Origin of the sequence: Halomonas sp. A40-4 (assembly GCF_015767635.1) — a bacterium.
Taxonomy (GTDB): Bacteria; Pseudomonadota; Gammaproteobacteria; order Pseudomonadales; family Halomonadaceae; genus Vreelandella; species Vreelandella janggokensis.
On sequence record NZ_CP065230.1, the window covers coordinates 123,701 to 148,771 of the forward strand.

The 25,071-nt window shown below is 59.5% G+C and carries 23 protein-coding genes; 6 read left to right on the top strand and 17 right to left on the bottom strand.

The annotated features are described in order from the left end of the window. Positions 1 to 13: 13 nt before the first annotated feature. Both IT895_RS00565 and IT895_RS00570 read left to right on the top strand, forming a co-directional pair. A complete protein-coding gene (locus IT895_RS00565) occupies positions 14 to 904 on the top strand; it encodes a sugar nucleotide-binding protein (RefSeq protein ID WP_199284432.1) in 891 nt (296 codons plus the stop codon). After that, a complete protein-coding gene (locus IT895_RS00570; protein WP_085917585.1) occupies positions 901 to 1,629 on the top strand; it encodes a lysophospholipid acyltransferase family protein in 729 nt (242 codons plus the stop codon). The genes IT895_RS00565 and IT895_RS00570 overlap by 4 nt, the downstream gene beginning before the upstream one ends. An 86-nt stretch (positions 1,630 to 1,715) precedes the next feature. Here IT895_RS00570 and fabB read toward each other — a convergent pair whose 3' ends face one another. Further along, complete coding sequence (gene fabB / locus IT895_RS00575) at positions 1,716 to 2,933, bottom strand: beta-ketoacyl-ACP synthase I (RefSeq protein WP_085917586.1); 1,218 nt, start codon at positions 2,931 to 2,933, stop codon at positions 1,716 to 1,718. A 12-nt stretch (positions 2,934 to 2,945) separates the two neighbouring features. Next, the gene (fabA, locus tag IT895_RS00580; protein ID WP_066319005.1) at positions 2,946 to 3,461 is read right to left on the bottom strand and encodes a 3-hydroxyacyl-[acyl-carrier-protein] dehydratase FabA; all 516 of its coding nucleotides are present in this window, start codon (positions 3,459 to 3,461) and stop codon (positions 2,946 to 2,948) included. Positions 3,462 to 3,745: 284 nt separating this feature from the next. Between fabA and IT895_RS00585 the strand changes: the two genes are divergently transcribed. Further along, on the top strand, positions 3,746 to 5,611 hold the full coding sequence (locus IT895_RS00585; protein WP_085917587.1) for a putative bifunctional diguanylate cyclase/phosphodiesterase: 1,866 nt from the start codon (positions 3,746 to 3,748) through the stop codon (positions 5,609 to 5,611). On the opposite strand, the gene IT895_RS00590 is transcribed toward IT895_RS00585, so the two are convergent. The 9 genes from IT895_RS00590 to IT895_RS00630 all read right to left on the bottom strand — a co-directional run bounded on the left by IT895_RS00590 (position 5,608) and on the right by IT895_RS00630 (position 14,488). Further along, the gene (locus IT895_RS00590) at positions 5,608 to 6,138 is read right to left on the bottom strand and encodes a DUF2878 family protein (protein WP_199284433.1); all 531 of its coding nucleotides are present in this window, start codon (positions 6,136 to 6,138) and stop codon (positions 5,608 to 5,610) included. The genes IT895_RS00585 and IT895_RS00590 overlap by 4 nt on opposite strands. Beyond that, positions 6,138 to 7,406, bottom strand: coding sequence for an SAM-dependent methyltransferase (locus IT895_RS00595; RefSeq protein ID WP_085917589.1), 1,269 nt, complete (start codon positions 7,404 to 7,406; stop codon positions 6,138 to 6,140). Before IT895_RS00595 ends, IT895_RS00590 begins: the two co-directional genes overlap by 1 nt. After that, positions 7,403 to 8,167: a DUF1365 domain-containing protein gene (locus IT895_RS00600; protein WP_085917590.1), complete on the bottom strand. Its 765-nt coding sequence runs from the start codon at positions 8,165 to 8,167 to the stop codon at positions 7,403 to 7,405. Before IT895_RS00600 ends, IT895_RS00595 begins: the two co-directional genes overlap by 4 nt. Beyond that, positions 8,164 to 9,513, bottom strand: coding sequence for an NAD(P)/FAD-dependent oxidoreductase (locus IT895_RS00605; protein WP_199284434.1), 1,350 nt, complete (start codon positions 9,511 to 9,513; stop codon positions 8,164 to 8,166). Before IT895_RS00605 ends, IT895_RS00600 begins: the two co-directional genes overlap by 4 nt. Then, a complete protein-coding gene (locus tag IT895_RS00610; RefSeq protein ID WP_199284435.1) occupies positions 9,513 to 10,292 on the bottom strand; it encodes an SDR family NAD(P)-dependent oxidoreductase in 780 nt (259 codons plus the stop codon). Before IT895_RS00610 ends, IT895_RS00605 begins: the two co-directional genes overlap by 1 nt. 60 nt (positions 10,293 to 10,352) lie before the next feature. Next, entirely contained in the window at positions 10,353 to 10,784 is a 432-nt protein-coding gene (locus IT895_RS00615) for a nuclear transport factor 2 family protein (RefSeq protein ID WP_085917593.1), read from the bottom strand. 39 nt (positions 10,785 to 10,823) lie between these two features. Further along, positions 10,824 to 12,236 (bottom strand): deoxyribodipyrimidine photo-lyase, encoded by a 1,413-nt coding sequence (gene phrB / locus IT895_RS00620; RefSeq protein WP_085917594.1) that lies wholly within the window; start codon positions 12,234 to 12,236, stop codon positions 10,824 to 10,826. 66 nt (positions 12,237 to 12,302) lie between these two features. Next, positions 12,303 to 13,223, bottom strand: coding sequence for a MerR family transcriptional regulator (locus IT895_RS00625; RefSeq protein ID WP_176243627.1), 921 nt, complete (start codon positions 13,221 to 13,223; stop codon positions 12,303 to 12,305). Positions 13,224 to 13,405: 182 nt separating this feature from the next. Further along, positions 13,406 to 14,488, bottom strand: a complete 1,083-nt coding sequence (locus IT895_RS00630; protein WP_199284436.1) for an NAD(P)/FAD-dependent oxidoreductase — start codon at positions 14,486 to 14,488, stop codon at positions 13,406 to 13,408. A 160-nt stretch (positions 14,489 to 14,648) separates the two neighbouring features. Here IT895_RS00630 and IT895_RS00635 point away from each other — a divergent pair, with 160 nt between their 5' ends. Next, a complete protein-coding gene (locus IT895_RS00635; protein ID WP_199284437.1) occupies positions 14,649 to 15,569 on the top strand; it encodes a TIGR01777 family oxidoreductase in 921 nt (306 codons plus the stop codon). Here IT895_RS00635 and rapA read toward each other — a convergent pair. Together rapA and IT895_RS00645 are read right to left on the bottom strand one after the other, a co-directional pair. After that, positions 15,566 to 18,511, bottom strand: coding sequence for an RNA polymerase-associated protein RapA (gene rapA / locus IT895_RS00640; RefSeq protein ID WP_085917597.1), 2,946 nt, complete (start codon positions 18,509 to 18,511; stop codon positions 15,566 to 15,568). The genes IT895_RS00635 and rapA overlap by 4 nt on opposite strands. A 114-nt stretch (positions 18,512 to 18,625) precedes the next feature. Next, positions 18,626 to 19,429, bottom strand: coding sequence for a redoxin family protein (locus IT895_RS00645; RefSeq protein ID WP_085917598.1), 804 nt, complete (start codon positions 19,427 to 19,429; stop codon positions 18,626 to 18,628). Positions 19,430 to 19,494: 65 nt separating this feature from the next. Between IT895_RS00645 and IT895_RS00650 the strand changes: the two genes are divergently transcribed. Both IT895_RS00650 and IT895_RS00655 read left to right on the top strand, forming a co-directional pair. Next, on the top strand, positions 19,495 to 19,731 hold the full coding sequence (locus IT895_RS00650) for a hypothetical protein (RefSeq protein ID WP_199284438.1): 237 nt from the start codon (positions 19,495 to 19,497) through the stop codon (positions 19,729 to 19,731). A gap of 105 nt (positions 19,732 to 19,836) precedes the next feature. Then, positions 19,837 to 21,045, top strand: coding sequence for an ABC transporter substrate-binding protein (locus tag IT895_RS00655; RefSeq protein ID WP_085917600.1), 1,209 nt, complete (start codon positions 19,837 to 19,839; stop codon positions 21,043 to 21,045). 63 nt (positions 21,046 to 21,108) lie between these two features. Here IT895_RS00655 and IT895_RS00660 read toward each other — a convergent pair whose 3' ends face one another. The 4 genes from IT895_RS00660 to IT895_RS00675 all read right to left on the bottom strand — a co-directional run bounded on the left by IT895_RS00660 (position 21,109) and on the right by IT895_RS00675 (position 24,983). Continuing rightward, complete coding sequence (locus IT895_RS00660; RefSeq protein ID WP_085917601.1) at positions 21,109 to 22,419, bottom strand: branched-chain amino acid ABC transporter permease; 1,311 nt, start codon at positions 22,417 to 22,419, stop codon at positions 21,109 to 21,111. Continuing rightward, on the bottom strand, positions 22,419 to 23,420 hold the full coding sequence (locus tag IT895_RS00665; RefSeq protein WP_085917602.1) for a branched-chain amino acid ABC transporter permease: 1,002 nt from the start codon (positions 23,418 to 23,420) through the stop codon (positions 22,419 to 22,421). Before IT895_RS00665 ends, IT895_RS00660 begins: the two co-directional genes overlap by 1 nt. A 16-nt stretch (positions 23,421 to 23,436) precedes the next feature. Next, positions 23,437 to 24,141 carry an ABC transporter ATP-binding protein gene (locus IT895_RS00670; protein ID WP_085917603.1) on the bottom strand — a complete coding sequence of 235 codons (705 nt, stop codon included), beginning with the start codon at positions 24,139 to 24,141 and terminating at the stop codon, positions 23,437 to 23,439. A gap of 71 nt (positions 24,142 to 24,212) precedes the next feature. Beyond that, positions 24,213 to 24,983: an ABC transporter ATP-binding protein gene (locus tag IT895_RS00675; protein ID WP_199284439.1), complete on the bottom strand. Its 771-nt coding sequence runs from the start codon at positions 24,981 to 24,983 to the stop codon at positions 24,213 to 24,215. Positions 24,984 to 25,071 lie beyond the last annotated feature (88 nt).

The following is a 25,071-nucleotide window of genomic DNA, read 5'->3' on the forward strand; positions in this document are numbered from 1 at the left end:
GAGACAGGCCGTCTTGAAGCTTTTGATACTCGATGCGGGACACTGCTTGAGTCTGGCGCTGGCGCGCGAAACCAATCGCCGCTCAGATACTGAGCTGGTGATTGAGCCAACGACGCGAGTGAGCGCCGAGCGCCTGCGCGAGGTGTCGCCGGATGCAGTGATTATGCCGCCTCTGGCGCACCCCTTGAACATGGCTCCCGCCGCCGTTATGGAGCACGCCGACGCCGTTGAGGCCTGCCTTGAGGCCTGCCGCGCAGAAGACGTGGCGCTCGTCTGGTGTGTGTCTGATCAGCTCTACGAAGACGGTTTCGACGTCGCCATCGATGAGCATGTCGTTCCGGCACCTCGTGATGAGAGCCTGCGCCGTCTGGTGCAAACCGGCAATCGTATCCGGGCTGATTACGCGCGCCATCTGATTGTTCGTCTGGGGCCGCTGTTTGCCCTTGAGGGCAGTCATGCGTGGCTCAACGAACTGTTGGACAGCCTGGTCATGGGTGACAGCGTGCGCGCGGCGGAAGACGTCATCTTCTGCCCTACCTCGGCAGATGCCGTGGCTCTCGCACTGATCGGCATGCTCCAGCAGCAGTCCTGCGGGGCGAACGCCTGGGGCGCCTATCACCTGGCAGGCACTGAGCCGGTGAGCGCTTTTACCTTTACCTCCATGGTAAGAACCCAGTTGTTGACCCACCTTGAAGGTCGTGGCGAGCAAGTGACATTAGGCGACGTCAAGGCATTGAAGCATCATCACGATGCCAAACTGCGGCGCGTGCTGAATTGCCGCCGCGTGCTCAACGTGTTTGGTGTCCATCAAAAGCCGTGGCGTTTGGAGGTTGGGCGCATGCTCGATGCCTGGTGTTTAACGCGTGATCAAAAGGGTGTCGACGGCACAGGAGCGTCGTCTTGAAGCAAGTGGTTCGCAGCGTGGTATTTTACGCGGGATATTTTGCCGCTTTGTTGGTGATTGGCGTATTGTTTCTGCCGATCGCGCCTTTTTTACCTCTGGCCGGGCGCTATCGCCTGCTCAATTTATATAATTATTTTCTGATGTTCTGGTTCCGCATCGCCTGTGGTGTGCGTTACGACATTCAGGGCGCGCATCACCTGCCTGACGGGCCCTGTGTGATTCAGGCAAACCACCAGAGCGAGTGGGAAACGGTTTTTCTGCAGGTGATGAAACCGCCTGTTTGTACCGTGTTGAAGCGAGAATTACTGCGCCTACCCATCTTTGGCTGGGGCTTGCGTCTGCTACACCCGATCAGCCTGGACCGTTCCAAACCGGCACGGGCTATCAAACAGGTGCTGAGCCAGGGCGTCTCGCGGCTGAACACGGGGCTTTCGGTGCTGATTTTCCCTGAAGGCACCCGGGTTGAGCCGGGGGAGCGCAGGCGTTACAACAAAAGCGGTAGCGTGGTTGCCTGTCGTGCAGGGGTGCCGGTCATCCCCGTGGCCCATAATGCGGGAGAGCGTTGGCCAGGGCGCCATTGGGTCAAGCGTCCGGGCGTGCTGCGGGTGCGTATTGGCGAGCCGATCGAAACCGCGGGGCGAACCTCGGATGAGGTACTGGCCGATGTCGAGGCGTGGATAGAGACCCAACTGATCGATATATCGGATGTGCCAAGGCCGCAATAACGCGCTTATGTGCTGAGCATAAAAAACGCCCCATGTGGATTCCACAGGGGGCGTTTTCATGGTGCTTACCAGAGACTAGCCGCAGATTACTCGGCGTAGCGCTGGAACACCAGGCAGGCATTGGTGCCGCCAAAGCCAAAGCTGTTGGACAAGACGCGGTCGATCGTTACGCCGTCGCGACGTTCGGTGACGATATCGAAACCGTCGGCCTGCTCGTCGAGCTGTTCCACGTTGGCCGAGGCGGCCACAAAGCCATGCTGCATCATAAGCAGCGAGTAGACGGCTTCCTGCACGCCGGTCGCGCCCAGTGAATGGCCAGTCAGCGATTTGGTCGAGCTCATCGCCGGTGTTGAATTGCCAAATACTTCGCGAACCGCTTTGAGCTCGGCCACATCGCCCACCGGCGTTGATGTGCCGTGGGTATTGATATAATCAATATCACCCTCAACGGTCGCCATGGCTTGGCGCATACAGCGAGTCGCCCCTTCGCCGGAAGGTGCCACCATGTCGTAGCCGTCAGACGTGGCGCCATAGCCTACCAACTCACCGTAAATCTTGGCGCCGCGTGCCTTGGCGTGCTCCAGTTCTTCGAGCACCAGCATGCCGCCGCCGCCAGCGATCACAAAGCCGTCACGAGCTTGGTCATAAGGACGCGATGCCTTGTCGGGCGACGCGTTATAGTGAGTGGAAAGAGCGCCCATGGCGTCGAACAGGCAGGACAGTGTCCAGTGTTCCTCTTCGCCACCGCCAGCAAAGACCACGTCCTGCTTGCCGAGCTGGATCTGCTCCATGGCGCTGCCAATGCAGTGCGCCGATGTCGCACAAGCCGACGAAATCGAATAGTTGACGCCCTTGATCTTGAACGGCGTTGCCAAGCAGGCCGACACGGTACTGCCCATTGTGCGGGTAACGCGGTAGGGGCCCACACGGCGCAAACCTTTTTCGCGCAGCACGTCAGCGGCTTCAACCTGGTTGGCGCTCGAGGCGCCGCCAGAACCTGCAATCAGGCCGGTTCGCTCGTTGGATACCTGGTCATCAGGGAGGCCGGCGTCTTCGATGGCCTGTGCCATGGAAATATACGCATAAGCCGCTGCATCGCCCATAAAGCGCAGCAGTTTGCGGTCAATGAGCGATTCAAGGTCAATATCAACGCTGCCTGCAACCTGGCTGCGAAAGCCACGTTCAGCATAGTCTTCTTTGAAGCGAATGCCGCTACGGCCACTTCTGAGCGCCTCAAGAACCTGTTGTTGGTCGTTGCCCAGGCACGACACAATGCCAAGGCCGGTGACTACCACTCGTCGCATGGGAGCCTCCTGTTAAAAATTCGCAGTGGAGGTGAATAGGCCAACGCGCAAATCATTAGCCTGATAGATGTCACGACCGTCTACTGAGACGGTGCCGTCGGCCATGCCCAGAATCAGCCGACGAGTAATAATACGCTTCATGTTGATACGATAAGTTACTTTTTGCGCGTCGGGAAGTATCTGGCCGCTGAACTTCACTTCGCCGCAGCCGAGTGCGCGACCGCGGCCGGGGTGGCCTAGCCAGCCCAGGTAGAAGCCAACCAACTGCCACATGGCATCAAGCCCAAGGCAGCCTGGCATGACCGGGTCACCGGGAAAATGGCAATCAAAAAACCACAGGTCGGGTGTGATATCCAATTCGGCAATCAGCTCGCCTTTATTGTACTCGCCGCCTGCTTCGTGAATGTGCGTGATGCGGTCAAGCATCAGCATGTTGGGTGCTGGCAGTTGGGCATTGCCCGGGCCAAAAAGTTCGCCGCGCGAGCAGGCCAGCAGTTCATCGCGATCAAAGGAATGTTGCTTGGTCACTGAATCGTTCCGAGTATCAGGGTAAAAGGTTGCGCCTAGTCTACTTCCCGAAACCGCTGAATGCACGTAACGGGCCTATTATTGGTGTGCCCTACAGATTTTTTATTAGCGGCCGAAAGTATAATGAGGCAAATAGTGTAGAGTCGAATGATTGGTTTTGCACATTAAACGGCTTATTGACGTAAGATTGGCGTTCAGTCGCTTGTCAGGCGACGGTATGACGTCGATCTAATTCTTTTTGGGAGTAGCTCTGAGCCCGTTTTTATAGGATATCGTGAACAAGCATGTGGCTTCCCGTTTCCCTTAATCGTCCCTTAGTCTGGACAGCGCTGGTGGCATTACCCGCCTGCATCTGGATTCCGGATGTCGCGCTGCGCATGGTCGCGGCATCGATGGTGGCGCTCGGGCTTTGGGATGCATGGCGTCAGGTTGGTCACCAGCGCCTAAGGTTGCGCCTATCGCAGGATGCGATCGGTCTCGCCAATGATGCGATGGTCATCAGTGACATTGAGAATCGTGTCATTGCGGTTAACCCTGCGTTTACTGAAATTACCGGCTATGAAAGTCATGAAATTCTGGGGCTGAAGCTCGAAACGCTGGCAGCCCCGAGGCACGACAAGACGTTTTACCAGCATTTCTGGAGCACACTGAAAAGCACCGGGCGCTGGGAAGGCGAGATGTGGAACCGGCGCAAGCACGGCGATGAATACCCCGAGTGGCTCAAGGTGCGTGCCATCACCGATAAACGCGGCAAGATAACCCATTTCATTAGCCTTTTTGCCGATATTTCCGCCCAGAAAGCCCGTGAGCGCGACCTGCGTCGCATTGGCTATGAAGACCCGCTGACCGGGCTACCTAACCGGCGGCGCCTGCACGACCTGATGGAATCACGCCTGCGCGGTGTACGCGCGGGGGAAAGCCTGGATATTGCGCTGATCGATATTGATGGCCTGAAATCGGTGAACGACAGCATGGGCGTTGAGCAGGGTGATCGTTTGCTGGCGCGCTTTGCTCAGCGGTTGACGAGTTATATGGCAGGTAGCGTCGTCGGACGTCTAGGCGGCGATGAATTCATGGTCATTCGCACCACGACCTATGATGATCACGATAAGTGGGTCGCTAACTTACGCGACCACATGAGCAATCCGTTTGAGATTCTAGAGCAGTCGTTGCGTCTGGGTTTGACCATCGGCAGCTGTCGAGCGCCAGAAGATGGTCGTGACTCAGGCGTGCTGTTTCAACGGCTGGAGTCGGCGTTATACAACGCCAAGCGGCTTGGGCGTAACCACAGTCTGCGTTTTCGCCCTGCCCTGGACAAGCAGGACAATCCGCAATTGGCGCTGGTTAGCGACCTGCGCGCCGCCCTCGTCTCGGGAGACCAACTGGAACTGTACTTTCAGACCCAGCACCACCCTGGTACGGGCGAGCTGCTTGGCATGGAAGCGCTGCTGCGCTGGCAGCACCCTCGCGATGGAATGATATCGCCCGGTGAATTCATTCCCTTGGCCGAGCGCCACGGCCTGATGGCCGAACTGGGTAGCTGGGTGATTGAAAAGGCTTGCGCCCAGCAGGCGCACTGGGCCAATAATGGCATGCCGACGCTGACCATGTGGGTCAACATCTCGGCGCTGCAACTCTTTCATGGCGATCTGGAAACCCAGCTGGCCACCTGCCTGAAACGCTACCGGATAACGCCTGGTCACATCGGTCTGGAGCTAACCGAATCGGTTCTTCTGGACGAGCGCGCGGGAGATATGGGGCCGCGCCTGAAAGCGCTACGCGCCCAAGGCTATGCTATTGCGATTGATGACTTCGGTACCGGCTATTCGTCGCTTGGCTACTTGAAGCGCTTGCCGGTGGACAAGATAAAACTCGACCGCGCTTTCATCCGGGAGCTGCCCGGTGATCAGGCCGATGCCGCCATTGTGAAGGCGGTCCTGTCGATGGCCAAGGGGCTGGAGCTTGATGTGATTGCTGAAGGCGTCGAAACCAAAGAACAGTGTGATTTCCTGGTTGATGCGGGCTGCCATATGGTGCAAGGGTTTTATTTCGCCCGTCCTCAACCCGCACACGAACTGGAGCAACGTTTGCTCCCCCAGTCACAGCCTGCAAAGTCACGCACCGGCAGCATGGCGAAAGCGGGTCCTTAGCGAACTGCAGTGGCAGCATGGCGATATTGCCAGCGCCGATAATAGCGGCAAACCCCCAGGCAGAGGAGTGCCCATACCAGCGCCTGGGCGGGTAGCAGCCAAGGCGCCAGGGTGACATCGGTGAGGGCGGCGCCCGCAAAATACGATAGTGGCCCGCCCAGCGCACCCAGCGCTGCTGCCAGCCAGGGCCAACGCCATAGCCAGGCAAGCGAATGATGCACCAGGGTGGCAAACAGTGGCCAGAGCATCCATAGCCATAATGGCAGCAAGCCGGCAATGAGCCGTTGATCGCCAAATATCAGCCCCCCTGCCAGCTGTAAGCCGCCGTCGACTGCGAGCCCTAACAAGGCAAAGCCTGCCACCAGGCGCCATTCGCCCGGTTTACCGACATACCTTAAATGCAGTGCAATCCAGGTGCTGCCAGCGATCGCTGCGACCCAGGAGCCTCCAAGCACGCATAGCGTCCAGATCACTTCAAAGCCGAGGGCATTGACGAGCACCGCCATCAAGCGCCGCCGTGCAAGCATTACAACCCTCCGGTCAAGGGCGCCGGTTTGGCAGCAGGCTTGGCCAGCAGCAGGTGGCAGGTGCCAATCGAACGCTCAAGGAAACCGCCTTCGCAGTAACAGAGATAATAACGCCACATGCGAATAAAGCGCTCGTCATAACCCAGCGCTTGAATATGTTCCAGATGGGCCTCGAAGCGGTGCCGCCATTCGCGCAGGGTTCGAGCGTAATGCTGGCCAATTTCATCGAGCGCAACCATGTTGAGCGAGGTCTTGCGCATCAAGCTGCTGGCAATGGCGTGGTGGGAAGGTAAAAAGCCACCGGGGAAAATATACCGCTTGATGAAGTCCATATCCCGCTTGGCACCATCAAAGCGCTGGTCGCGGATGGTAATTGCCTGGAGCATGGCTTGACCGTCGTCGGTCAACAGGCTGTCGACCTTGTGCAGGTAGGTATCCAGGTACTGATGGCCGACGGCTTCAATCATCTCGACGGAAATCAGCCGGTCAAAGCGTCCGGTCAGTTCGCGATAGTCCTGTTTCAGCAGAGTAACGCGTTCCTCCAGGCCTTCTTCCTTAATGCGGTTTGCGGTATAGGCGTACTGTTCTTCGGAAATGGTGGTTGTCGTCACACGGCAGCCGCGGGTCTTGGCCGCATGGATGGCCAGCCCGCCCCAGCCCGTGCCGATTTCCAGCAAATGGTGCTCGGGTTGCACGTCGAGCTTGTCGAGCATGACATCCAGCTTGTAGGTCGAGGCCTCTTCCAGACTGGCATCCGGATAGGGAAAAACGGCGCTGGAGTACATCCAGTGGTGCTTGTCGAGAAAGGTGGCAAACAGGTCGTTGCCAATATCATAATGCGCGGCGATATTGCGCTTGGAACCGGTCAGGCTGTTGCGCTGAAAACGATGCACCAGGCCCATCAGCCAGCGTGCCATGCGCGCGCTGCCGTTCTCGAGATGCCCGTTGACCTGATCCAGGTTAATGGCAAACAGGCGCACCAGGGCGACCAGGTCATCGGCGTCCCAGTCGTTATCCATGTACGCCTCGGCGGCGCCCACGGTGCCGCCGAAAGCCAGCCGCTTCCAGGCGCGTGCGTGGCGGACGACGACGGTGACGTGAAGCTCGCCACCCTGGCCCAGATGGTGACATTGGTTGCCTTCAATCAGGGTGATGTGCCCGCCGGTAAAGGTGTCCAGCTGTGTGATCAGCCGCTTTTTCAGCCAGCGGGTGACACGCCCCTGGGGGGCGGGTTGAATGTCAGGCGGCGTGGAACGCAGGGTCGTCATTTCGAGGTCTCCTTGCGCTTGGGATGGTTGTAGACAGGGTTGCGCTTCAACCACAGCCGAAGCGCCTCAAAATGAATGCCGGTGATGGTTTTCAGACTTATCCATGGCTGGCACGCCAAAGTGGTCAGCAATACCCTGGCGGTGGCGGGTGCCGCCTCCAGGGTCAAGGTGGCGTCGAAATGACGCTGCCCGGCCTGCCAGTTTTCCATGTGCAGTAATAACTGGTCGCCCGGTGTGTTAAATCGCCATCGATAAGTCATGTCCATGGGGTTAAAGGGTGAGACGTGCATGGCTTTAGCGAAGGTTGCGTGGTGGCTGTGGCGGTGGCTATCGACACGGCAGGCATAACAGGTGCGCTCACGCCAGGGCATATTGGTGACTTCGCCAAGCACCGCTGACAGTTGGCCTTGCCGGTCATAGGCGTAATACATCGAGATAGGATTGAACATGGCGCCCAGCGTTCGCAGTTGCGTCAACACGCAGATTCGGCCCTCAGGAGCGCTGCCCAGCTGGCGTGTCAGCTCCTCGCGCACGGCGGTGGCCAGCGGGCGATCCGTCGGGCCGAGATAATCTTCGCGGCGAAAGCGAGCCAGCGCCGCGCCTCTAGCGCTGAACCCCGGCACACCGTCAAACAGCGTCGGCAACTCGTCCAGGTCCAGCCAGGCCATCCACAGCTGGTAATCAAAACGGTGGGCATGAGGCGAGAAACGTCGGTGGCGCAGGGTGCCGCGATACACCCGTGAATGTGGCGTCGTTATCATCCCGCGTCACTCCCCTGGTGGGCGTCAAACAGTTCCGTGGTAGGCAGCGCCGTGGGGGTGGTAAACGGGGTGTACGCTTCGTCACAACCCAGCGAGCGGGCAACACGCAGGGCGCTCCAGACGCCGTCTTCATGAAAGCCGTTGCGCCAGTAGGCACCGCAGAAGTGCGTACGTCGGGCGGGGGATGAAATCTCGTCGTGACGCTGCTGAGCGGCGTGCCCCGCCAGGGTGAACTGCGGGTGAGCGTAGGTGTAGCGACCCAGCACCTTGGCGGGGTCAATGCTGTCTGAATCGTTGAGGGTGACGCAGAACGTGGTGTCCGCGTCCAGCCGCTGGAGAATGTTCATGTTGTAGGTGACCGAGACCCGCTCATCGGCGCCGCGACCGTCGAGGCGGTAATTCCAGCTGGCCCAGGCGCGTTGCCGACGCGGTAACAGCGACGTATCAGTGTGTAGTACCACCTCGTTGTCCTGATAAGGCATTGCGCCGAGAATCTCACTTTCAGCCTCGGTCGGGTCGTCCAGCATGGCCAGGGCCTGATCGGCGTGGCATGCCAGTACGACCTGATCAAAGCGTTGGGTGCCTTGAGCAGTGGTGATCATCACCCCGGTATCCGTGCGGGTAATGCCGGAAACCGGGGTGTTCAGATGAATACGGTCCGCATAGGGCGCGGTCAATCGTGGAATGTAGCGGCGTGAACCGCCCACCAAGGTGTACCACTGGGGACGGTGGTTGACCGATAGAAGCCCGTGGTTGCGGAAAAAACGGACAAAAAAGGTCAGCGGAAAGGATCGCAAGTCGCCAATGCTCGCCGACCAGATGGCCGCACCCATGGGCAGCAGGTAGCGCCGCTGGAAGGCCTGGCCGTAGCCGTGACGGTCCAGATAGTCGCCAAGCGTCATGTCCTGAGCAAGCCGACCGTTCTCCAGGTCCGCAGTGGCCTGCTTGTTGAAGCGCATGATATCGCCGAGTAAGCGATAAAAAGCTGGATTCAGCAGGTTTCGGCGTTGGGCAAACAGCGAGGTCAAGGTGTGGCCGTTGTATTCAAAGTCAACGCTGGTCTCGTGTACCGAAAAACTCATTTCGGTGGCCTGGCTGGGAACATCCAGGGCATCCAGCAGGCGCTGAAAATGCGGATAGGTCCAGTCGTTGAAGACGATGAAGCCGGTGTCGATGGCGTAAGGGCGACTGCCTACCTCGACATCCATGGTCGCGGTATGCCCGCCCAGGCGCGCGTCGGCTTCGAACAGCGTGACCTCGTGCTGGGCAGATAGGTACCATCCGGCCGCCATGCCGCTGATGCCGCTGCCGATAATGGCAATGCGTTGAGACGCCGTGTTGCTCATCAGGAAGCCTCTTGCCGGGTCATGCGCAGGCCGATCCGGCGACGCAGGGCTGGCGGCAGGATGCCGAGAAACTTGACCAGATAGGTAAAGCGGCGCGGAAAATGAATATCCAGATGGCCTTTGACCAGGCCGTTGATAATGGCCTCGGCGGCGGTGTCGGCGCTGACCTGCATGGGCATGGGGAAGTCATTGCGATCGGTCAGCGGCGTCTTGACGAAGCCTGGGTGAATCAGGCTGACGTCGATGCCTTCCTGGTCAAGGTCAAGGCGCAGCGATTCCAGGAAATAGCTGACGGCCGCCTTGGAGGCGCCATAGGCTTCAGCCCGGGGTAACGGCAGGTAGGCAGAAGCGCTCGAAGTGGCCGCAAGCCGGGCGGGCTTGCCTTCCTGGCGGGCGGCACGCAGTAAGGGGAGGGCCGCCTCGACGCCATACAGGGTGCCAAACAGGTTGGGGGTGAAAACACGTTCGATCAGGTCCATGTCAAACTGCTGGGCATCGAGATATTCACAGGTGCCTGCGTTGAGCAGAACGAGGTCCAGGGCGCCCAACAGTTCGCCGATCTGCTGGCCCGCCGCCAACACCGCATGGCGGTCGCTGACGTCGAGCGGCAGCGGGTGGGCGTTGGGGTGGTCCTGGCACAGCGCTTCCAGCGCCTCGTGGTTGCGGGCGCTGATTACGACCTGATGACCCTGGGCAATAAGCTTTCTGGCCAAGGCTTCGCCAATCCCCGAGGTCGCACCCGTCAGCCAGATACGCTGGGGGGTTGTCCATGTGCTCATCGAACCTCTCCTGTTACACCCTGTGGGCACCTCGGTCAGGTGCCCCAGGCAACGTAATGATTAATCAAGACGATGCTTTAACCAGCGAATTACCCGCCCCATTACCGGAAGGTGCTCATAGAGCATCGCCCCGGCGTCAAAGTAGTCTCTGTGTCGCGCTACACGTCCGTCGTCAGCAAATGTCAACGCACTGCATCCCTCTACCTTGATCGTACGTCCCCCTGACAGCTTTGGATGCACGAATGTCATGGTCCAGGTGACAAATGCCTGACTGCCCTGGCGCTGGCGCGTGTGATAAACGAATTGGCAATGCTCGACGTTTTCATACATCGCGGCAAAATAGCGCGACAGCGCGGGGCGACCTTCAACGTTATGCAGCGGGTCAGTGAAAATTATATCGTCAGTATATACTTCGTACAGCTTTTCTGTACAGGTATTGTCAAGTTTGTTGAAAAAGGCGCAAAAATCTTCCAGTGCCTTGTCCTGTGACATGAAGACTCCTGAAGTCGTTAGGCGGTTAGCGGGCCGGTATCAGTCTGACAGCGCCTTGAAGGCATCGAGTGCCCGTTGACGTGCTGCCTTGTGGTCGACAACGGGGGCGGGGTAGTCCAACTGGGTCAACAAGTCGCGTGGCGGTGCATGGCGGGCTTTGGCTGGCAAAGTGGCAAACTCGGGCAACCAGTAGGCAATAAACTCGCCGTGGGGGTCAAAGCGCGTGGATTGCGTGGTGGGATTGAAGATTCGGAAATACGGGGCCGCGTCGGTACCCGTTGAGGCCGCCCACTGCCAGCCGCCGTTATTGGCGCAAAATTCGCCATCGATCAGATGATGCAGAAAAAACGCTTCACCCTGCCGCCAGTCGATCAACAAGTGTTTGCTCAGGAACATCGCCGTCACCATTCGCAACCGATTATGCATCCAGCCGGTGGCGACGAGCTGGCGCATGGCGGCGTCTACCAGCGGGTAGCCGGTGCGTCCTTCGCACCAGGCACTAAAGGCGTCGGGGTCGTCGCGCCAGGCAAGTTTACGAGTGTGGGCCTGAAACGGCTGGTGGCGGCATACCTGAGGAAAGCCGACGGCCACGTGCTGGTAAAATTCCCGCCAGATAAGCTCGCTTACCCAGGCGGTCAGGCCTTTATCGCCATCGGCCAAATGTCCGCCATTCTCGCTCATGACGGCTTGCATGCATTGACGATAAGAAATCATTCCCAGCGCCAGATAGGGCGAAAGCTCGCTGGTGCCGCGCACCTTTGGGAAGTCCCGCTGATCGCTGTAGTGGTGGCCGCGGAAGCGTAAGAAGCGCTCCAGGCGGTCACTGGCGGCGTGCTCTCCTGCAGGCCACTGGTGTGCATCAACGGGGGAGCCATTGACGTCTGCCAGCGTAGGCAAGGGGTCGCTCTCGATACTTAGCGGCGATTGGGCGTCCGGGGTGTCGCGCAGTGTCAACTGGTCTGCCGTGATCTGCTTGTGCCAGGCCTTGGCAAACGGCGTGAACACGCCGTAATAGTCGCCCTTGCCGGTCAGTAGCGTCCCGGGGGCAAAGGCCACCGCATCATGATGTCCTTGCGCGTCAATTCCTGCCTGCTTGAAGGACTCCATGACCGCCTGGTCGCGGCGCCGTTCGTTGAGGGGGTACTCGATGTTGAAATGCAACTGCTCAATCCGGTGCTGGCGGGCAATCTCCAGCAAGGTGGCGGGAGCATCGTCAAACGATGCGATATCCCGGTGCAGGAGCGGAATATTCAGTCCATCAAGTGCCTCTTTGAGGGCAGTAACGCCACGTGCCCAGAAGTCGATCTTGTTAATACCATGGCCATGCGCCTGCCACTGGGCCACTGAGCGAAGAAACACGGCAACGACCGGCCCTTTTGCAGCGGCGGCGGCAAGCGCGGTGTTATCGTGGATGCGCAGGTCACTACGCAGCCAAACCAACTGTCGAGACATGGGAACTCCTGCAGGGCGATGGTCAAGCGGGTAGCCACCGCCGCAGCGGCGGTGTCACTCAGTTTGTCAAAGGACGCCTGATTCGCGCAGCAACGGGCGCAAGCGGGCGATGGCTTGAGGGAGGTCATCGCCCAGCATATGCACGGAGGTGTCGCGCAAGTCGGCGTCGCGCAGGCGGGCGACTTCACCGCAGACGCCGATGGGCACATTTAACGTGGCGGCGGCATCCGGCAGCGACTGGCGAATATAGTGGTCGTCTTCCCGCTGGCCGCTGGACAGCAGCACCATCGAAGAATGCAGGCGGGCAACGGCTTGGGGTAGGTCTTCAAGCGGCAAGGAGTGATCCAGCAGCTGCACACGGTAACCCTGTTCGCTGGCCATCAACGCTGCCATCAGAACCCACAGGGGGCCTGGGTCGTCGGGCATGACATTAAGCAGGATCAACGGGCCGCGGGTGGCTTGGTTGGCATAATGCAGGCGAATTCCCACCTGACTGCGCAGGAAGGCTTCGAAGGTGCGGCGGACAAGGGCATCAGGCTGCACTGCCCACTTGGCTTCCAGCGTCAGCACCACCGGCTGCCACAGTTCGTTGATAGCGGTACTCAGCGGATAGAGGGCCAGGCTCTGGTGGTAGAAGGCTTCCAGTTTGGGTAGATCCAGCGCTTCGATGACCGCCTGCAACTGCTGACGCTGGCTTACCCAATCGCCGGCATCGGGCACCGGGGCCTCAACGGTGTCGGGTTGGTCGAGCAGGTCCGCGACCTGGCTGACCGGAACGCCGCGGTTGAGCCACTGAAGAATGCGCTCGATGCGTGTGATGTCGTCCTGGGCATACAGCCGGTGGCCCTTGGGGGTGCGTTTGGGGCATATCAAACCGTAACGTCGCTCCCAGGCGCGCAGGGTAACCGAGTTTACGCCCGTCAGACGGGAAACTTCCCGAATAGGATAAAGTGGGGTATCGGGTGGGTGGGTCGCCTTATTATTCATGGGCGCCATTGCCTCTTCGTTGTCTGCGGAGCCAAGCCGCATGGGCCTATCGTGGTTTGCTGCGGCGGGCGATGTGGTTTGCTATCCATAGCAATTACCTAATATCTAATTAACCGATCAACAATCTTGAATAACTAACGTTCCTTTGTACAACTTGTAGCCTCAAGGTACAACCTTTGGATTCACTTGTTGGAGTGTGATGATGAGGCTCTGTTATGTACCGACCGATCTATTAACGCCTGGGCTGATTGCGTTCCAGAGACCCATGCCGATTCCACACGGCTGGCCGTGAAACTGTCACCGCACATAGCCAGGCCGCTGTCGCTGTATAGGTATAGCTGGTCATCGGCAGTGCTTGGCTGAGCATAACGCCAACGGTGTGCGCTGCTGGTAACCCGCAACGGTAACGGCGTGTCAGCCGGAAAAAGCGTCGTAAAGGCCGCCCACAGTGACTCAGCAACCGCTTGTGGGTCATCTTCCAGGTGGGTCTCGCTCCAGTCCAGATGGGCCATCAGGCTGAGGCTTTCAGGCTGATGCTCGCGACCCGGCTTGGTCTGGTTACGCGACACCAGGCGCAGCGCGGGGTGCTCAATACGGGCCATCTGCCAGTCGCTCTGACTGCCTGGTGGAGTGGGTAGGGGGCCATCCAGCACCGCCCAGGCCGCCCAGCAGCTGCGCTGCTCACGTGCTTGGCATGCCTCAGCCAGTGTCGTCTCCCAGGGCGCCACCAGTGGTAATGCCTGTGGCGGTGGAGTGGTCAAGACGACGTGGTCGAACGGCCCGTAACCACGCCCCTGTGCATCTTGAAGCTGCCAGCCTTTGGGTGAGCGGTGCAGCGCCTCGATGCGCGTTGCAAGTTGCAGGGCCGTTTGGGGGTGGGCCTGGAACCTAGCTGCCAGGTGGCGGGTTATAGCGCTCATTCGGGGTACCCCGGTGTAGCGGGGGCGTGAGTCATGATGCAGTTGCCAGCCGTTTGGACTAGCTTGATAGCTGACGATCGGCCAGCGAGCGACGAGCCCTGACGCAAGCCAGTCAGCAACAGCGTCCCTGAAGGCTGGATCGCGAGCGGTAAATGCTTGGGCACCCAGATCAAGCTGAGCCTGATCGAGGCGCTTGGTCGACATGCGTCCGCCTGGGCCACGGGCTTTATCAAATACCGTCACCGCCACACCGTGTTCTACCAACCGGTTGGCGCAGGCCAGTCCCGTTATGCCAGCACCGATAATGGCGACGTTTGAGAGAGAAGGAGAGGTGACGGTTGTCATGGCGACCTGTTGGGTAATCGGCCCAGCACGATGTGATGTATAGAGTTCACATATATTTATGTACGGATCATTTTATAAGTAATAGTCTTGTATAAATAAATCGAAATGTAAACCTTAATAAAGAGCGTAGCTTGCTCATCGATATCAAAGGGAGAAGCACATGCGTGTACTAGTGACCGGCGGCAGTGGTTTTGTCGGCCAGCGACTCTGCCCGGCGTTGATAGCGCAGGGACATGAGGTGCTGGTGGTTTCCCGTACGCCTCATAAAGTACGCGAGCGTCTTCCCCGCGAATGTGACATCCGTGACAGCGCCCAGGCGTTCATCGATAGCCCGCCGGATGCACTGGTTAACCTGGCGGGGGAGTCAATTGCGGCCAAGCGCTGGAGCGACAGCCAGAAAAAGCGGCTGACTCGCTCGAGGATCGAGATGACCGAGCAACTCGTCTCGCTTTGCGAGCAGCTGGGCGAGAACGGCCAGCCGCTGCCCAAGGTGCTGATCAGTGGTTCCGCGATGGGCTATTACGGTGATCAAGGCGATAAGCGCGTCACCGAAGACACCTCGCCCCACGATGAGTTTGCCCACCGGCTATGCGCGGAATGGGAAGCCGCGGCGAAGCCCATTGAGAACATGGGCGTGCGCCTGGCGATTTTACGTATCGGGCTGGTATTGGGGGCGGGCGGCGGCACCCTGCAAAAGATGTTACCGCCGTTCAAGCTGGGGCTGGGGGGCCGTTTTGGCGATGGCAGGCAGTTCATGCCCTGGATCCATCGCGACGACCTGGTCGAGGCGATCATGTTCCTGCTCAATGATGCCTCGCTATCCGGCGCCTTCAACGGCAGTGCGCCGCATCCTGTGACCAATGCCGAGTTTACCCGGACACTGGCCAGGCAACTGCGCCGCCCGGCGGTATTGCCGGTGCCCGCCTGCGTGTTGAAAGCGGGGTTGGGTGAGATGTCTCAGCTGCTGCTGACCGGTGCTGATATGCGCCCCGAGCGCCTTGAGGCAGCGGGGTTTCGCTTTCAATACCCCACGCTGGAAAAGGCGCTCGCCGCTATCCTTTCGCCTGAGCGGAGTGCTTAGGCATTGGGGTCAACGGTGATAATCACCCGCACGGCGTCCAGCCGCAGACGGGTGTTTTCAATCGCGTCACTGAGGGCTTGGCGTTCCTTTTTCAGGGCGTCGAGCTCCTCGCTGCGTACTGACGGGTTGTGTTCCGCCAGCGCCCCCAGACGGGCAAGTTCTGCGTCCAACTGGGTGCGCATGCGTGCCTCGGCGGCTTCAACGATGCTGGGTAGTTCTCGTTCGGCTTCACCCTCTCCTTGCCTGAGCAGACCGCGAAGTTCGTCGTGACGGCTCTTGATCAGGTCCCGTGCCATGGATTTATTGACCTTCTGCAGGTTTTTACCCAGCCCGGTGAAGGAAATCTTGTCGGTCAGGTTGGCCCCCGACTCGTCAAGCAATACGCGGACGGCCGTCGGCGGCAGAAACCGGTTCAGGTGCAGCGATGTCGGGGCTGGGCAATGGGTGCGGAATATCAGCTCGGTCATCAGTCGGCCGCTGGGGATTGCCGGGTGACCCAGCAATGCCAGTGCCGTGTTACCCATGGTGCCGTCAATGATGCGCCCCATCATTTCGCGCAGCAGCGGGTGTTCCCAGGAAAGCCGCTGAACGTCATCGCGGGCGAGTGCCTGATGACGATCAAAGGTAGCCGAAAACCCTTCTTCGCCTTTTACCAGCCCAGGCAGGCCGTCCAGCATGTGCTGTCCCGGCTGGAGGTGTAGCAGCCCGTTGCCGATCTCCTGGCTATCCACGCCAAACACATCCAACGCGCGCTCTACGTAGCGCGGCAGGGCGCTGTCGTCGTCCAGCTCGCGCACGGCTTCGACCACCTGCTGGGCGCGCACAGGGCGGCAGGCATTGAGCTCCAGCAGGCGGTTACGGCCTGCATCCCGCTCGGCTAATTTGGCGACAAACAGCTCACGGGTCTCGCTGATGATTTCATCCAGCATCTCGTCGTCGAGCAGTGCATCGGCCAGGGCATCGCCAAAGGCGTCAAACAGGTCACTGCCAATACCGTGGGGCGCGCTGAAGGCATCCATGCCTTCGTGATACCAGCGCATCAGGCGTTCGCCGGGACTGCCGGTAAACGTCGGTATGTGCATCTCGATCGCGTGGCGCTGGCCGATCCTGTCAAGGCGGCCAATGCGTTGTTCTAACTGGTCGGGATGCTGGGGCATGTCAAACATGACCAGGTGACGGCAGAACTGGAAGTTGCGCCCTTCGGAGCCGATTTCAGAGCACACCAGCACCTGGCAGCCGTCTTCTTCATCGGCAAACGCCGCGGCGGCACGGTCGCGTTCGACCAGCGACAGGCCCTCGTGAAACACCGGGGCATGGTAGCCACCCAGCACGCGGAGACCTTCGGCCAGGCCTTCAGCGGTGTCGCGGTGATGGGCAATCACCAACACCTTATCGTTGGCAAAACCGGCGGCGCTGTCGTCGCTGAGTTTTTCCAGCAGCCAGTTAACCCGCGGGTCGATATGCCACCAGGGTTCGCCGTGAAGCGGATCGTTACTCAACTCGCGGTAAGCGGCATCCGGATAGATCAGCACGTCCGGATGATCCATGCCGGTCTCGATCAGCAGTTCGTCGAGGTAGTCGTCGTCGCGTTCCAGGCGTCGCTGCATGCGGCGATAGGCCGACGGCAATGCCAGCGCGTCAAGGTGCAGGCGGCGCTCGGGGAAACCGCCCACATGGCGGCGGCTATTGCGAAACATCACCCGCCCGGTGCCGTGGCGGTCAAGCAGGGCGTCGCGCAGTTGGGCGCGGGCAGCGTCCTGCTGGTCGGTGCTGGCCTCAGGATTGCACAGGGTGGCAAGCAGGGCCCGGCTATCGCGGTCGTCGGCCACGGCGTCGACGTGGACACGGGCGTCAGGCGTGTCGGGTAATGCCTCGAGCGCTTCAATGGCGCTGGCCACTTCACCGTAGTGACGTTCTTCGTCTTTGAAGCGCGCCAGGTCGTGGTAGCGTTCTGGATCGAGCAGCCGCAAACGGGCAAAGTGGCTTTCTATGCCCATCTGCTCGGGCGTGGCGGTGAGCAGCAACAGGCTGGGGATATCGCTTGCCAGCTGCTCGACGCACTGATAGCCGGGGCCGCTACCCTCGCTGCTCCAGTCAAGATGGTGGGCTTCGTCAACAATCAGCAGGTCAAAGTGGCTGGCCAGCGCCTGTTCCTGGCGGTGGGTATTGGCAAACAGCCAGCCCTGGCTTGCCAGTACCAGCTGAGCGCTTTCAAACGGGTTGGCGCTGCCGTGAGCCTGACTCTGGGTCTCATCCAACAGGGTAACGTTGAGCGAGAAGCGGCGCAGCAACTCGACCAGCCACTGATGGGTCAGGCTATCCGGCACCAGAATCAGGGCTCGCTCGGCGCGTCCGGTCAGCAGCAGGCGGTGCAATATCAGCCCCGCTTCAATGGTTTTGCCGAGCCCGACTTCGTCTGCCAGCAGGACGCGCGGCGCATGGCGCCGGGCGACTTCATCGGCAATATACAGCTGGTGTGGCACCAGGTCGATTCGCGGCCCGGCAAAGCCCAGCGCGCTGTGCTGTTCGATACGCTGGTGGTGATGCAGGGTGCGAAAGCGCAGGTCGAACCAGTCGTTGCGGTCGACCTGGCCGGTAAGCAGCCGGTCGCGAGCCTGGTCGAACTGCATGGTGTCGGCGAGCTTGGCTTCCGGCAGTTCGCGCCGTTGTCCCTGGTTGTCTTCGCCTGTATAGGTGATCAAGCCGTTAGACGTTTGGCTGTCATCGACGATCATCTGCCAGCCATCAGCCGACTGGATGCGGTCGCCGGTGCCGAACATGACGCGGGTCAGCGGGGCCTGGCGGGTATTGTAGGTGCGGGTTTCCTGGCTGGCACTGAACAAGATGGTAACGCTACGGGTGTCGCAGTTAAGCACGGTACCGAGCCCAAGCTCGGCTTCTCCGTCACTAATCCAGCGTTGGCCGGGGGAAAAATCGCTCATGATGCCTCAAGGAAGTCTGCGAAACGGGGCGTACGTGGCCGGTCACGATGACCGGCTACAAACAGGGCGAGGGATTCTAACGCAAAGGCGCTGGGGGATTAAGGTGTATCGTCGTCAATCTTCGAGCCAACGGTCCAGATGGGCCTGGGTGAGTTCGCCCACATGAATATCCAGGGTGTTGCCGTCGCCGTCGAACAACACCGTCGTGGGTAACCCGGGGGCCTCGACGAGCGACATCAGCATTTGGTTGGGGTCGCGAAGGGCGTAGCGAAAGCGCAGCGATTGTTCATCCAGGTAGCGCACAATGGGCAGCAGGTCCTCGCCCTGGTTGGCGACCACGACAGCGACGCCTTCGCGCTGGTCGGCATCTTCAAGCAGCGGCATTTCGCGTAGGCAAGGCGGGCACCAGGTGGCCCAAAGATTGACGATGACCCTGTCGTGGTCGTCCGCCAAGGAGGGAAGATGCACCGGGGTGCCATCAATATCTTCCAGGGTAATGTCGGGCAGGCTTTTCAAACTCATGTCGCTGCCCAGCGGGGCAAGCGTTACCAGCACCAGCCACAGGCTTGAGGCCCCGATCAGCAGCGCCATTGCGCCGCCCATGGCAATCAGCCGTGAGCGCAGCGACCAGATTGTCCACAACAGGCCTGCTGCCATGCCCCAAAGTCCTTGGTAACCAGGTTTCCAGAGCTTAAGTGTCTCCAGTGGGGCGGTACTGTAGCTTTCGATATGCAGGGCGACATGACCGAAGCGAGCCGCGATCAGCCAGATGACCAAAAGACCCAAAAACCAGCGTTGGTGGCGGCGGTGGGGCAGCCCCAGCAAATAGCGCGTGCTGACCAGCAATGCCAGCGCGCAGGCAATGGCGTAAAGGCGGGGCAGCGAAATCAGCAGCGGGCCAAGGGTGATGGCGTTCATGGTTTTCCCGTTTAGCAGTTACACTGATGCACCATATCATGCGAGTTGAAAATTACGGAGACGTTATGCCCCCACCCGCTTTTGATAGGCTGCGCGCGCTAGCGATCGGCTCCCAGGCAATTGGCCTGACACTGATTATCACGTTGGAGACGGTAATGGGTAACGCGGCCCGTCCCTGGCAGGGCGTCGTGTTGGCTGCCATGCTGGCGACGGCGCTGACGATTGCACTGATGCGGCTTTATCGACGCAACCTGGCTCGCAAGCGCTGGGCTGAGCGCGTCAAGGATGATCGCGACGGCTAGCGTTGGAAAACGTTGCTTGTATTTTTAGCGTTCCAGTTCCAGATTAAGAGCAGACCCCAGCGCGAGACGATGGGGCGCTAAATCCTACAGGGAGCGATTGATAACATGATGAATAAACGCATAATTGCCACGGCCGTGGCCGTTTCTTCACTGGCATTGGCAGGTGCGGCCCAGGCTCAGGTCAAGGTGGGCTTTTTGGGGGGCTTTACCGGGGGGATCGAGAGCCTGACACCGCCAATCTTTGACGGTGCGCAGTTGGCGGTCAAGCAGATCAATGAACAGGGCGGTCTTCTGGGCGGCCAGACGCTGGAAATGCCGTCGGGCGATACCACCTGTTCTGATGCATCGGCCGCCTCGAATTCGGCGGACCGTATGGTCAATTCCGAAGATGTCACCGCCATCGTCGGTGCGCTGTGTACCGGTGCCACCATTGCCGCGGCCAATAATGCAGCGATCCCCGGCGGTGTGCTCATGGTATCCCCCGCTTCTACCGCGCCGGCGGTCTCCGAGCTTGACGATAATGATCTGGTGTTCCGCACCGTGCCTTCTGATGCCTTCCAGGGCGAAATGCTGGCTAAGCTTCTGATCGATAAAGGCATCGAAGAAGTCGCCGTGACCTTCGTCAATAACGACTATGGACAGGGGCTTTCCGACGCCTTTACCACCACCTTTGAAGCGGAAGGTGGTAGCGTGGTGGAAAGCCTCGCCCACGAAGACAATCGTGCCGACTACCGCTCTGAACTGGGCATATTGTCGTCGACCGGTGTACAAACGTTAGTGGTACTGGCCTATGCCGATACATCGGGCCAGACCGTGCTGCGCCAGGCGGCAGAAAGCGGTGTATTCACCCAGTACGTCGGTGCTGACGGCATGGTGGGCAATAGCCTCGTCGAAGCCGTAGGCGCTGGTGTGCTTGAGGGCATGATCGCAACCCGCCCAGGCAGCCCGGCACTGCCCGGCACGGATATCTTCATTGAAGCCGCCGAAGCTGAAGGAATCGACCCTGAAGCGGTATTTGCCGCCCAGGCCTATGATGCGGCGTTTCTGGTGGCATTGGCCATCGAGCAGAACGGTAACGCCGAGCGTGAAGGGTTATCAGAGGCATTGCGCTCGGTGGCGACAGCACCCGGTGAAACCATTTTGCCCGGCGAGTGGGAGAAGGCCGTGGAGCTGATTGCCCAGGGAGAAGAGATTAACTACGAAGGTGCTTCAGGCAGCCATGAGTTCAACGAAAGCGGCGACGTGCCCGGTATCGTTGTGGAAATGACCGTTGAAGACGGCGAGTTCAAACGGGTAGGCGAACTCGCCGACTAGCAGTCAGCGGCGTCAACTGAGCCACATCCACCGCCCCGGCCAGTCGCTGGGGCGGTTTTTTGTTCAGTCGTGGTACTTGACGCGCTCTGGCAGCAGTCCCTTAGGCGCGAAGCGCAATACCAGCGTTACCAGTACACCAATCACCAAGACCCTTGCCTGGAGGGCGCGACTGTCGATGTTGGCAGGGGCCTGCCAGTCGAAGGCAACGTTACCGAAAGCCACGGCGAGGTCCATCAGGTACAGCGCCAGTGGTTCCGACATGATCCAGATGATATATACGGCGACGGCGCCAAAAATGGTGCCCAGATTGTTGCCTGGTCCACCCAGAATCACCATGACCAGAACCAGAAAGGTATGGTTGAGCGGCAGGTAACCGTTGGGGTCAAACAAGCTGTTGAAGCTGGCTAGCATCCCGCCGCCGATGCCCATCAGGATACAGCCGAGGACGAAAATCTCGAGGCGCCGCTTGTTGATATCCTTGCCCATGGCCGCCGACGATATCTCGTTGTCGCGAATGGCGCGGATCATACGCCCCCAGGGGGCATGGTAAGCCTGATGGAGCAGAAAGAAGATCCCGGCAATGATCACCGCCGTCAGCGACAGGTATATCGCCCGGGAAAGGGTAAACCCCAATTCTGCCGGCCCGGGCGTTGGCCAGGGCAGTGGCGAAACCGTCGCGGTGCCGCGGGTCAGCCAGTCTGAGTTTTTCAGGAATGCCTTGATGATCTCGGCGATACCCAGTGTGGCGATGGCCAGATAGTCGCTGCGCAGGCCAAGGCAAACATGGCCGATGAAGTAGCCCACGACGCCTGCCAGCGCACCGCCAAAGATCCAGCCGAGCCAGGGCGGCAAGCCAAGCCCGCCGACGAAGTCTGCCTGGGACTCAATATCCGCGGTGACGTCGCGCAACAAACTGATGACCACCATATACAGAACGATGGCGAGCAGCACAGCGAATACGGTACGCACCCGTTTGGGAACGCCCAGCCGGGTGAGCTTGGTGGCGGCCACGACCAGCAGTGTGGCCCCAATGGCATACAGCAATACCTTGCCAAGCTCGGCAGGCAGTTCGCTGTTCCAGAAAGCGTCGTTGACCGGCACGCTGAACAACATGGCGCTGACACCGCCCAAGGCGACAAAACCCATGACACCAGCATTGAATTGGCCCGCATAGCCCCATTGAATGGTCAGCCCCAGCGCCAGCACGGCGTAACACGCCGCTTCGACCAGCATGCGGGTACTGTAGGCGGCCCCCATCGCTGCATAAACGCCGACAATGGTCAACAGTAGTGCGCCGAACAGGCAAAGTTCGCGTAGCGGCAGCCGCGACGCCTTGGGCGTTGCATCCTGCGGGGTGTAGTTATTATCAGCCATCAGATCACCTTGCCTTTAAAGATGCCGGTGGGTCGCCAAACGAGGATGGCGACCAGAATGAAAAACGGCACGACGATTTTATATTCGGTCCCCACGAAGGCTAAGTTGGACGGCAGCTCGAGCCAGGTGGGCAGGCTATCGCGGAAGGGGCGCAGCAACACGGCCCAGTTGAACACCGCCAGGGTTTCAGCAAAAGCGACCACGAAGCCCCCGGCGACCGCGCCATAGGGGTGGCCGACGCCGCCAACGATGGCGGCGGCGAAAATGGGTAGCAGCAGGAAGAAACTCAGGTCGGGCTTGAACGTCACGTCCAGCGACAGCAGCGTGCCGGCAATGGCGGCAAGCCCGCCGGCAATCACCCAGGTGACGGCGACGATGGTGTTGGTGTTGATGCCCGAAGCCTGGGCCAGTTCGGGGTTGTCAGACATTGCCCGCATGGCTTTACCGAGCCGCGAGCGGCTTAAAAACAGGTGCAGGGCGATCACCGCCACCAGGGTGATCACGAATAGATAAATTTGCGGCTCGGTAATCACGATCGGTACACGAACGTTTTCAAACGGCAGCATGCGAAAAATCGCCTTGCGATCGTCAACGTACAAGCCTTGGCCGCCTGTCCCTGAGAACAAGCGAATCAGGCCCTGTAGAATCAAGGTGACCCCCAGCGAGGCGATGACCATGACGATGGGCTTCACCCCGTGAGCGCGCAGCGGTTTGTAAAACGCTTTATCAATACCCACTGCCAGGAAGGCGGTCAGCAGCATGGCAATAGGCAACATGACGATTGCCGTGGGTACGCCGATGCTGATGCCGACGCCAGGAAATGCGGTGGTGAGCAGCAACACCATGAAGGCGCCAAAGGTCATCACGTCGGCGTGGGCAAAATGAGCAAAGCGCATGATGCTGAAAATCAACGTGACGCCGATCGCCCCAATGGCGTAGATGGCGCCCGTCACGCTACCGGCGATCACGACGTTGTTAACAAAGAAAACCAGTTCATTCACGTTATTGTCCCCTGGACTATCCGCCCAAAAAGCTTTTTGCCACGTCCGGGTCGGCAAGCAGTGCCGCGCCGGTATCGGTGAAGCGGTTTTGGCCTGCTGCCAACACAAAGCCCTTATCGGCAATGGCCAGTGCTTGCTTGGCGTTTTGTTCGACCATCAGAATGCCTACCCCAGCCGCGTTGATATGCTTAACGCGGTCAAAAATCTCGTTCATGTAGAGCGGGGAAAGCCCGGCGGTGGGTTCATCGAGCAGCAGCAAGCTGGGTTCGGCCATGAGCGCGCGGCCCATGGCGACCATCTGGCGCTGCCCTCCGGATAGCTCCCCCGCCGGCTGATGACGCTTTTCCTGCAGGGGCGGAAAGAACTCGTAAACCTGACCCAGCATGCGTTTCACGTTCTGCGGCTTCAGAAAGGCTCCCATCTCCAGGTTTTCCTGCACGGTGAGGCTCGGGAAAACGTTCTTTTCCTGAGGGACAAAGCCCATACCGCGCTCAACCAACTGGTGGGGGGGTAAATTTTGGATGGGCTTGCCATGGAGCAGGATGTCACCCTGATTGACGTGCAGAAGCCCGAAGATCGCTTTCAGCAGCGTCGATTTACCCGCCCCGTTCGGTCCTACAATCACCCCGACTTCGTCAGCTTCCAGGGACATGTCCACCCCATTGAGGATATTCATGCCGCCATAGCCGCCATAAACGTCGCGCGCTTCGATTAAAGGCATGGTGGAAAAGTCTCTTGTTGATTGCCAACTGATTGCTTGTGGCATTTAAATAAGCTCGGCGCCTTCATCCGTCACGCTGCTCCGGCACCGAAATAGGCCTCAATGACCTCGGGATTGTTCTGGATATCCTGGATGTGACCTTCAACCATGACCTGGCCCTGGGCAAGCACGATGACCGGATCGCAAAGCCGGGCGATCATGTCCATGTCGTGTTCGATAACCAGGAAGGTATAGCCCATTTCGCGATTGAGTCGTTCGATATTGCCTATCAGGTCGCCGAGCAGGGTACGGTTGACGCCAGCGGCGATTTCATCGAGCAGCACGATCTTGGCGTTGGTCATCATCGTGCGGCCCAGTTCCAGCAGTTTCTTCTGGCCGCCGGACAGGTTGCCAGCCAGCTCATTGCGCACATGGTGAAGGCCGATAAAGTCGATCACCTCAAGCGAGCGTCGGCGCACTTCGGCTTCCTCGCGGCGCACCAGACCGGGTTTGAACCAGGTCGTGAACAGGTTTTCCCCGGCCTGCGCCGGGGGGACCATCATCAGGTTTTCCAGAGCACTCATGTGGGTGAACTCATGGGCAATCTGGAAGGTGCGCAGCAGGCCTTTATGAAAGCGCTGATCCGCGCTGAGCGCGGTAATATCGTCGCCTTCCAGCAGGATACGCCCGCTGTCGGGCTGTAACGCGCCGGCCATCAAGTTGAATAACGTCGACTTGCCCGCGCCGTTAGGGCCGATCATGCCGGTAATCGAGCCTTTCTCGACGTGGATAGAACAGTCGTTGATGACCTGCAGGCCACCAAAGGCCTTGTTGACCTGTTGAACCTCGATAAGCGGGGTCATGGGTTTCCTTGACGGCAGTGATGATCAAAACGTTTGTATGAATTCGATAATAAAATGATTTCCCGTGTCGGGGATACCGCTACTTTGC

Coding starts and splice junctions, on each gene's coding strand:
- fabB (WP_085917586.1), bottom strand. CDS start 2,933: ATGCGACGAGTGGTAGTCACCGGCCTTGGCATTGTGTCGTGCCTGGGC.
- IT895_RS00585 (WP_085917587.1), top strand. CDS start 3,746: ATGTGGCTTCCCGTTTCCCTTAATCGTCCCTTAGTCTGGACAGCGCTG.
- IT895_RS00590 (WP_199284433.1), bottom strand. CDS start 6,138: ATGCTTGCACGGCGGCGCTTGATGGCGGTGCTCGTCAATGCCCTCGGC.
- IT895_RS00595 (WP_085917589.1), bottom strand. CDS start 7,406: ATGACGACCCTGCGTTCCACGCCGCCTGACATTCAACCCGCCCCCCAG.
- IT895_RS00600 (WP_085917590.1), bottom strand. CDS start 8,167: ATGATAACGACGCCACATTCACGGGTGTATCGCGGCACCCTGCGCCAC.
- IT895_RS00605 (WP_199284434.1), bottom strand. CDS start 9,513: ATGAGCAACACGGCGTCTCAACGCATTGCCATTATCGGCAGCGGCATC.
- IT895_RS00610 (WP_199284435.1), bottom strand. CDS start 10,292: ATGAGCACATGGACAACCCCCCAGCGTATCTGGCTGACGGGTGCGACC.
- IT895_RS00615 (WP_085917593.1), bottom strand. CDS start 10,784: ATGTCACAGGACAAGGCACTGGAAGATTTTTGCGCCTTTTTCAACAAA.
- phrB (WP_085917594.1), bottom strand. CDS start 12,236: ATGTCTCGACAGTTGGTTTGGCTGCGTAGTGACCTGCGCATCCACGAT.
- IT895_RS00625 (WP_176243627.1), bottom strand. CDS start 13,223: ATGAATAATAAGGCGACCCACCCACCCGATACCCCACTTTATCCTATT.
- IT895_RS00630 (WP_199284436.1), bottom strand. CDS start 14,488: ATGACAACCGTCACCTCTCCTTCTCTCTCAAACGTCGCCATTATCGGT.
- IT895_RS00635 (WP_199284437.1), top strand. CDS start 14,649: ATGCGTGTACTAGTGACCGGCGGCAGTGGTTTTGTCGGCCAGCGACTC.
- rapA (WP_085917597.1), bottom strand. CDS start 18,511: ATGAGCGATTTTTCCCCCGGCCAACGCTGGATTAGTGACGGAGAAGCC.
- IT895_RS00645 (WP_085917598.1), bottom strand. CDS start 19,429: ATGAACGCCATCACCCTTGGCCCGCTGCTGATTTCGCTGCCCCGCCTT.
- IT895_RS00650 (WP_199284438.1), top strand. CDS start 19,495: ATGCCCCCACCCGCTTTTGATAGGCTGCGCGCGCTAGCGATCGGCTCC.
- IT895_RS00655 (WP_085917600.1), top strand. CDS start 19,837: ATGATGAATAAACGCATAATTGCCACGGCCGTGGCCGTTTCTTCACTG.
- IT895_RS00660 (WP_085917601.1), bottom strand. CDS start 22,419: ATGGCTGATAATAACTACACCCCGCAGGATGCAACGCCCAAGGCGTCG.
- IT895_RS00670 (WP_085917603.1), bottom strand. CDS start 24,141: ATGCCTTTAATCGAAGCGCGCGACGTTTATGGCGGCTATGGCGGCATG.
- IT895_RS00675 (WP_199284439.1), bottom strand. CDS start 24,983: ATGACCCCGCTTATCGAGGTTCAACAGGTCAACAAGGCCTTTGGTGGC.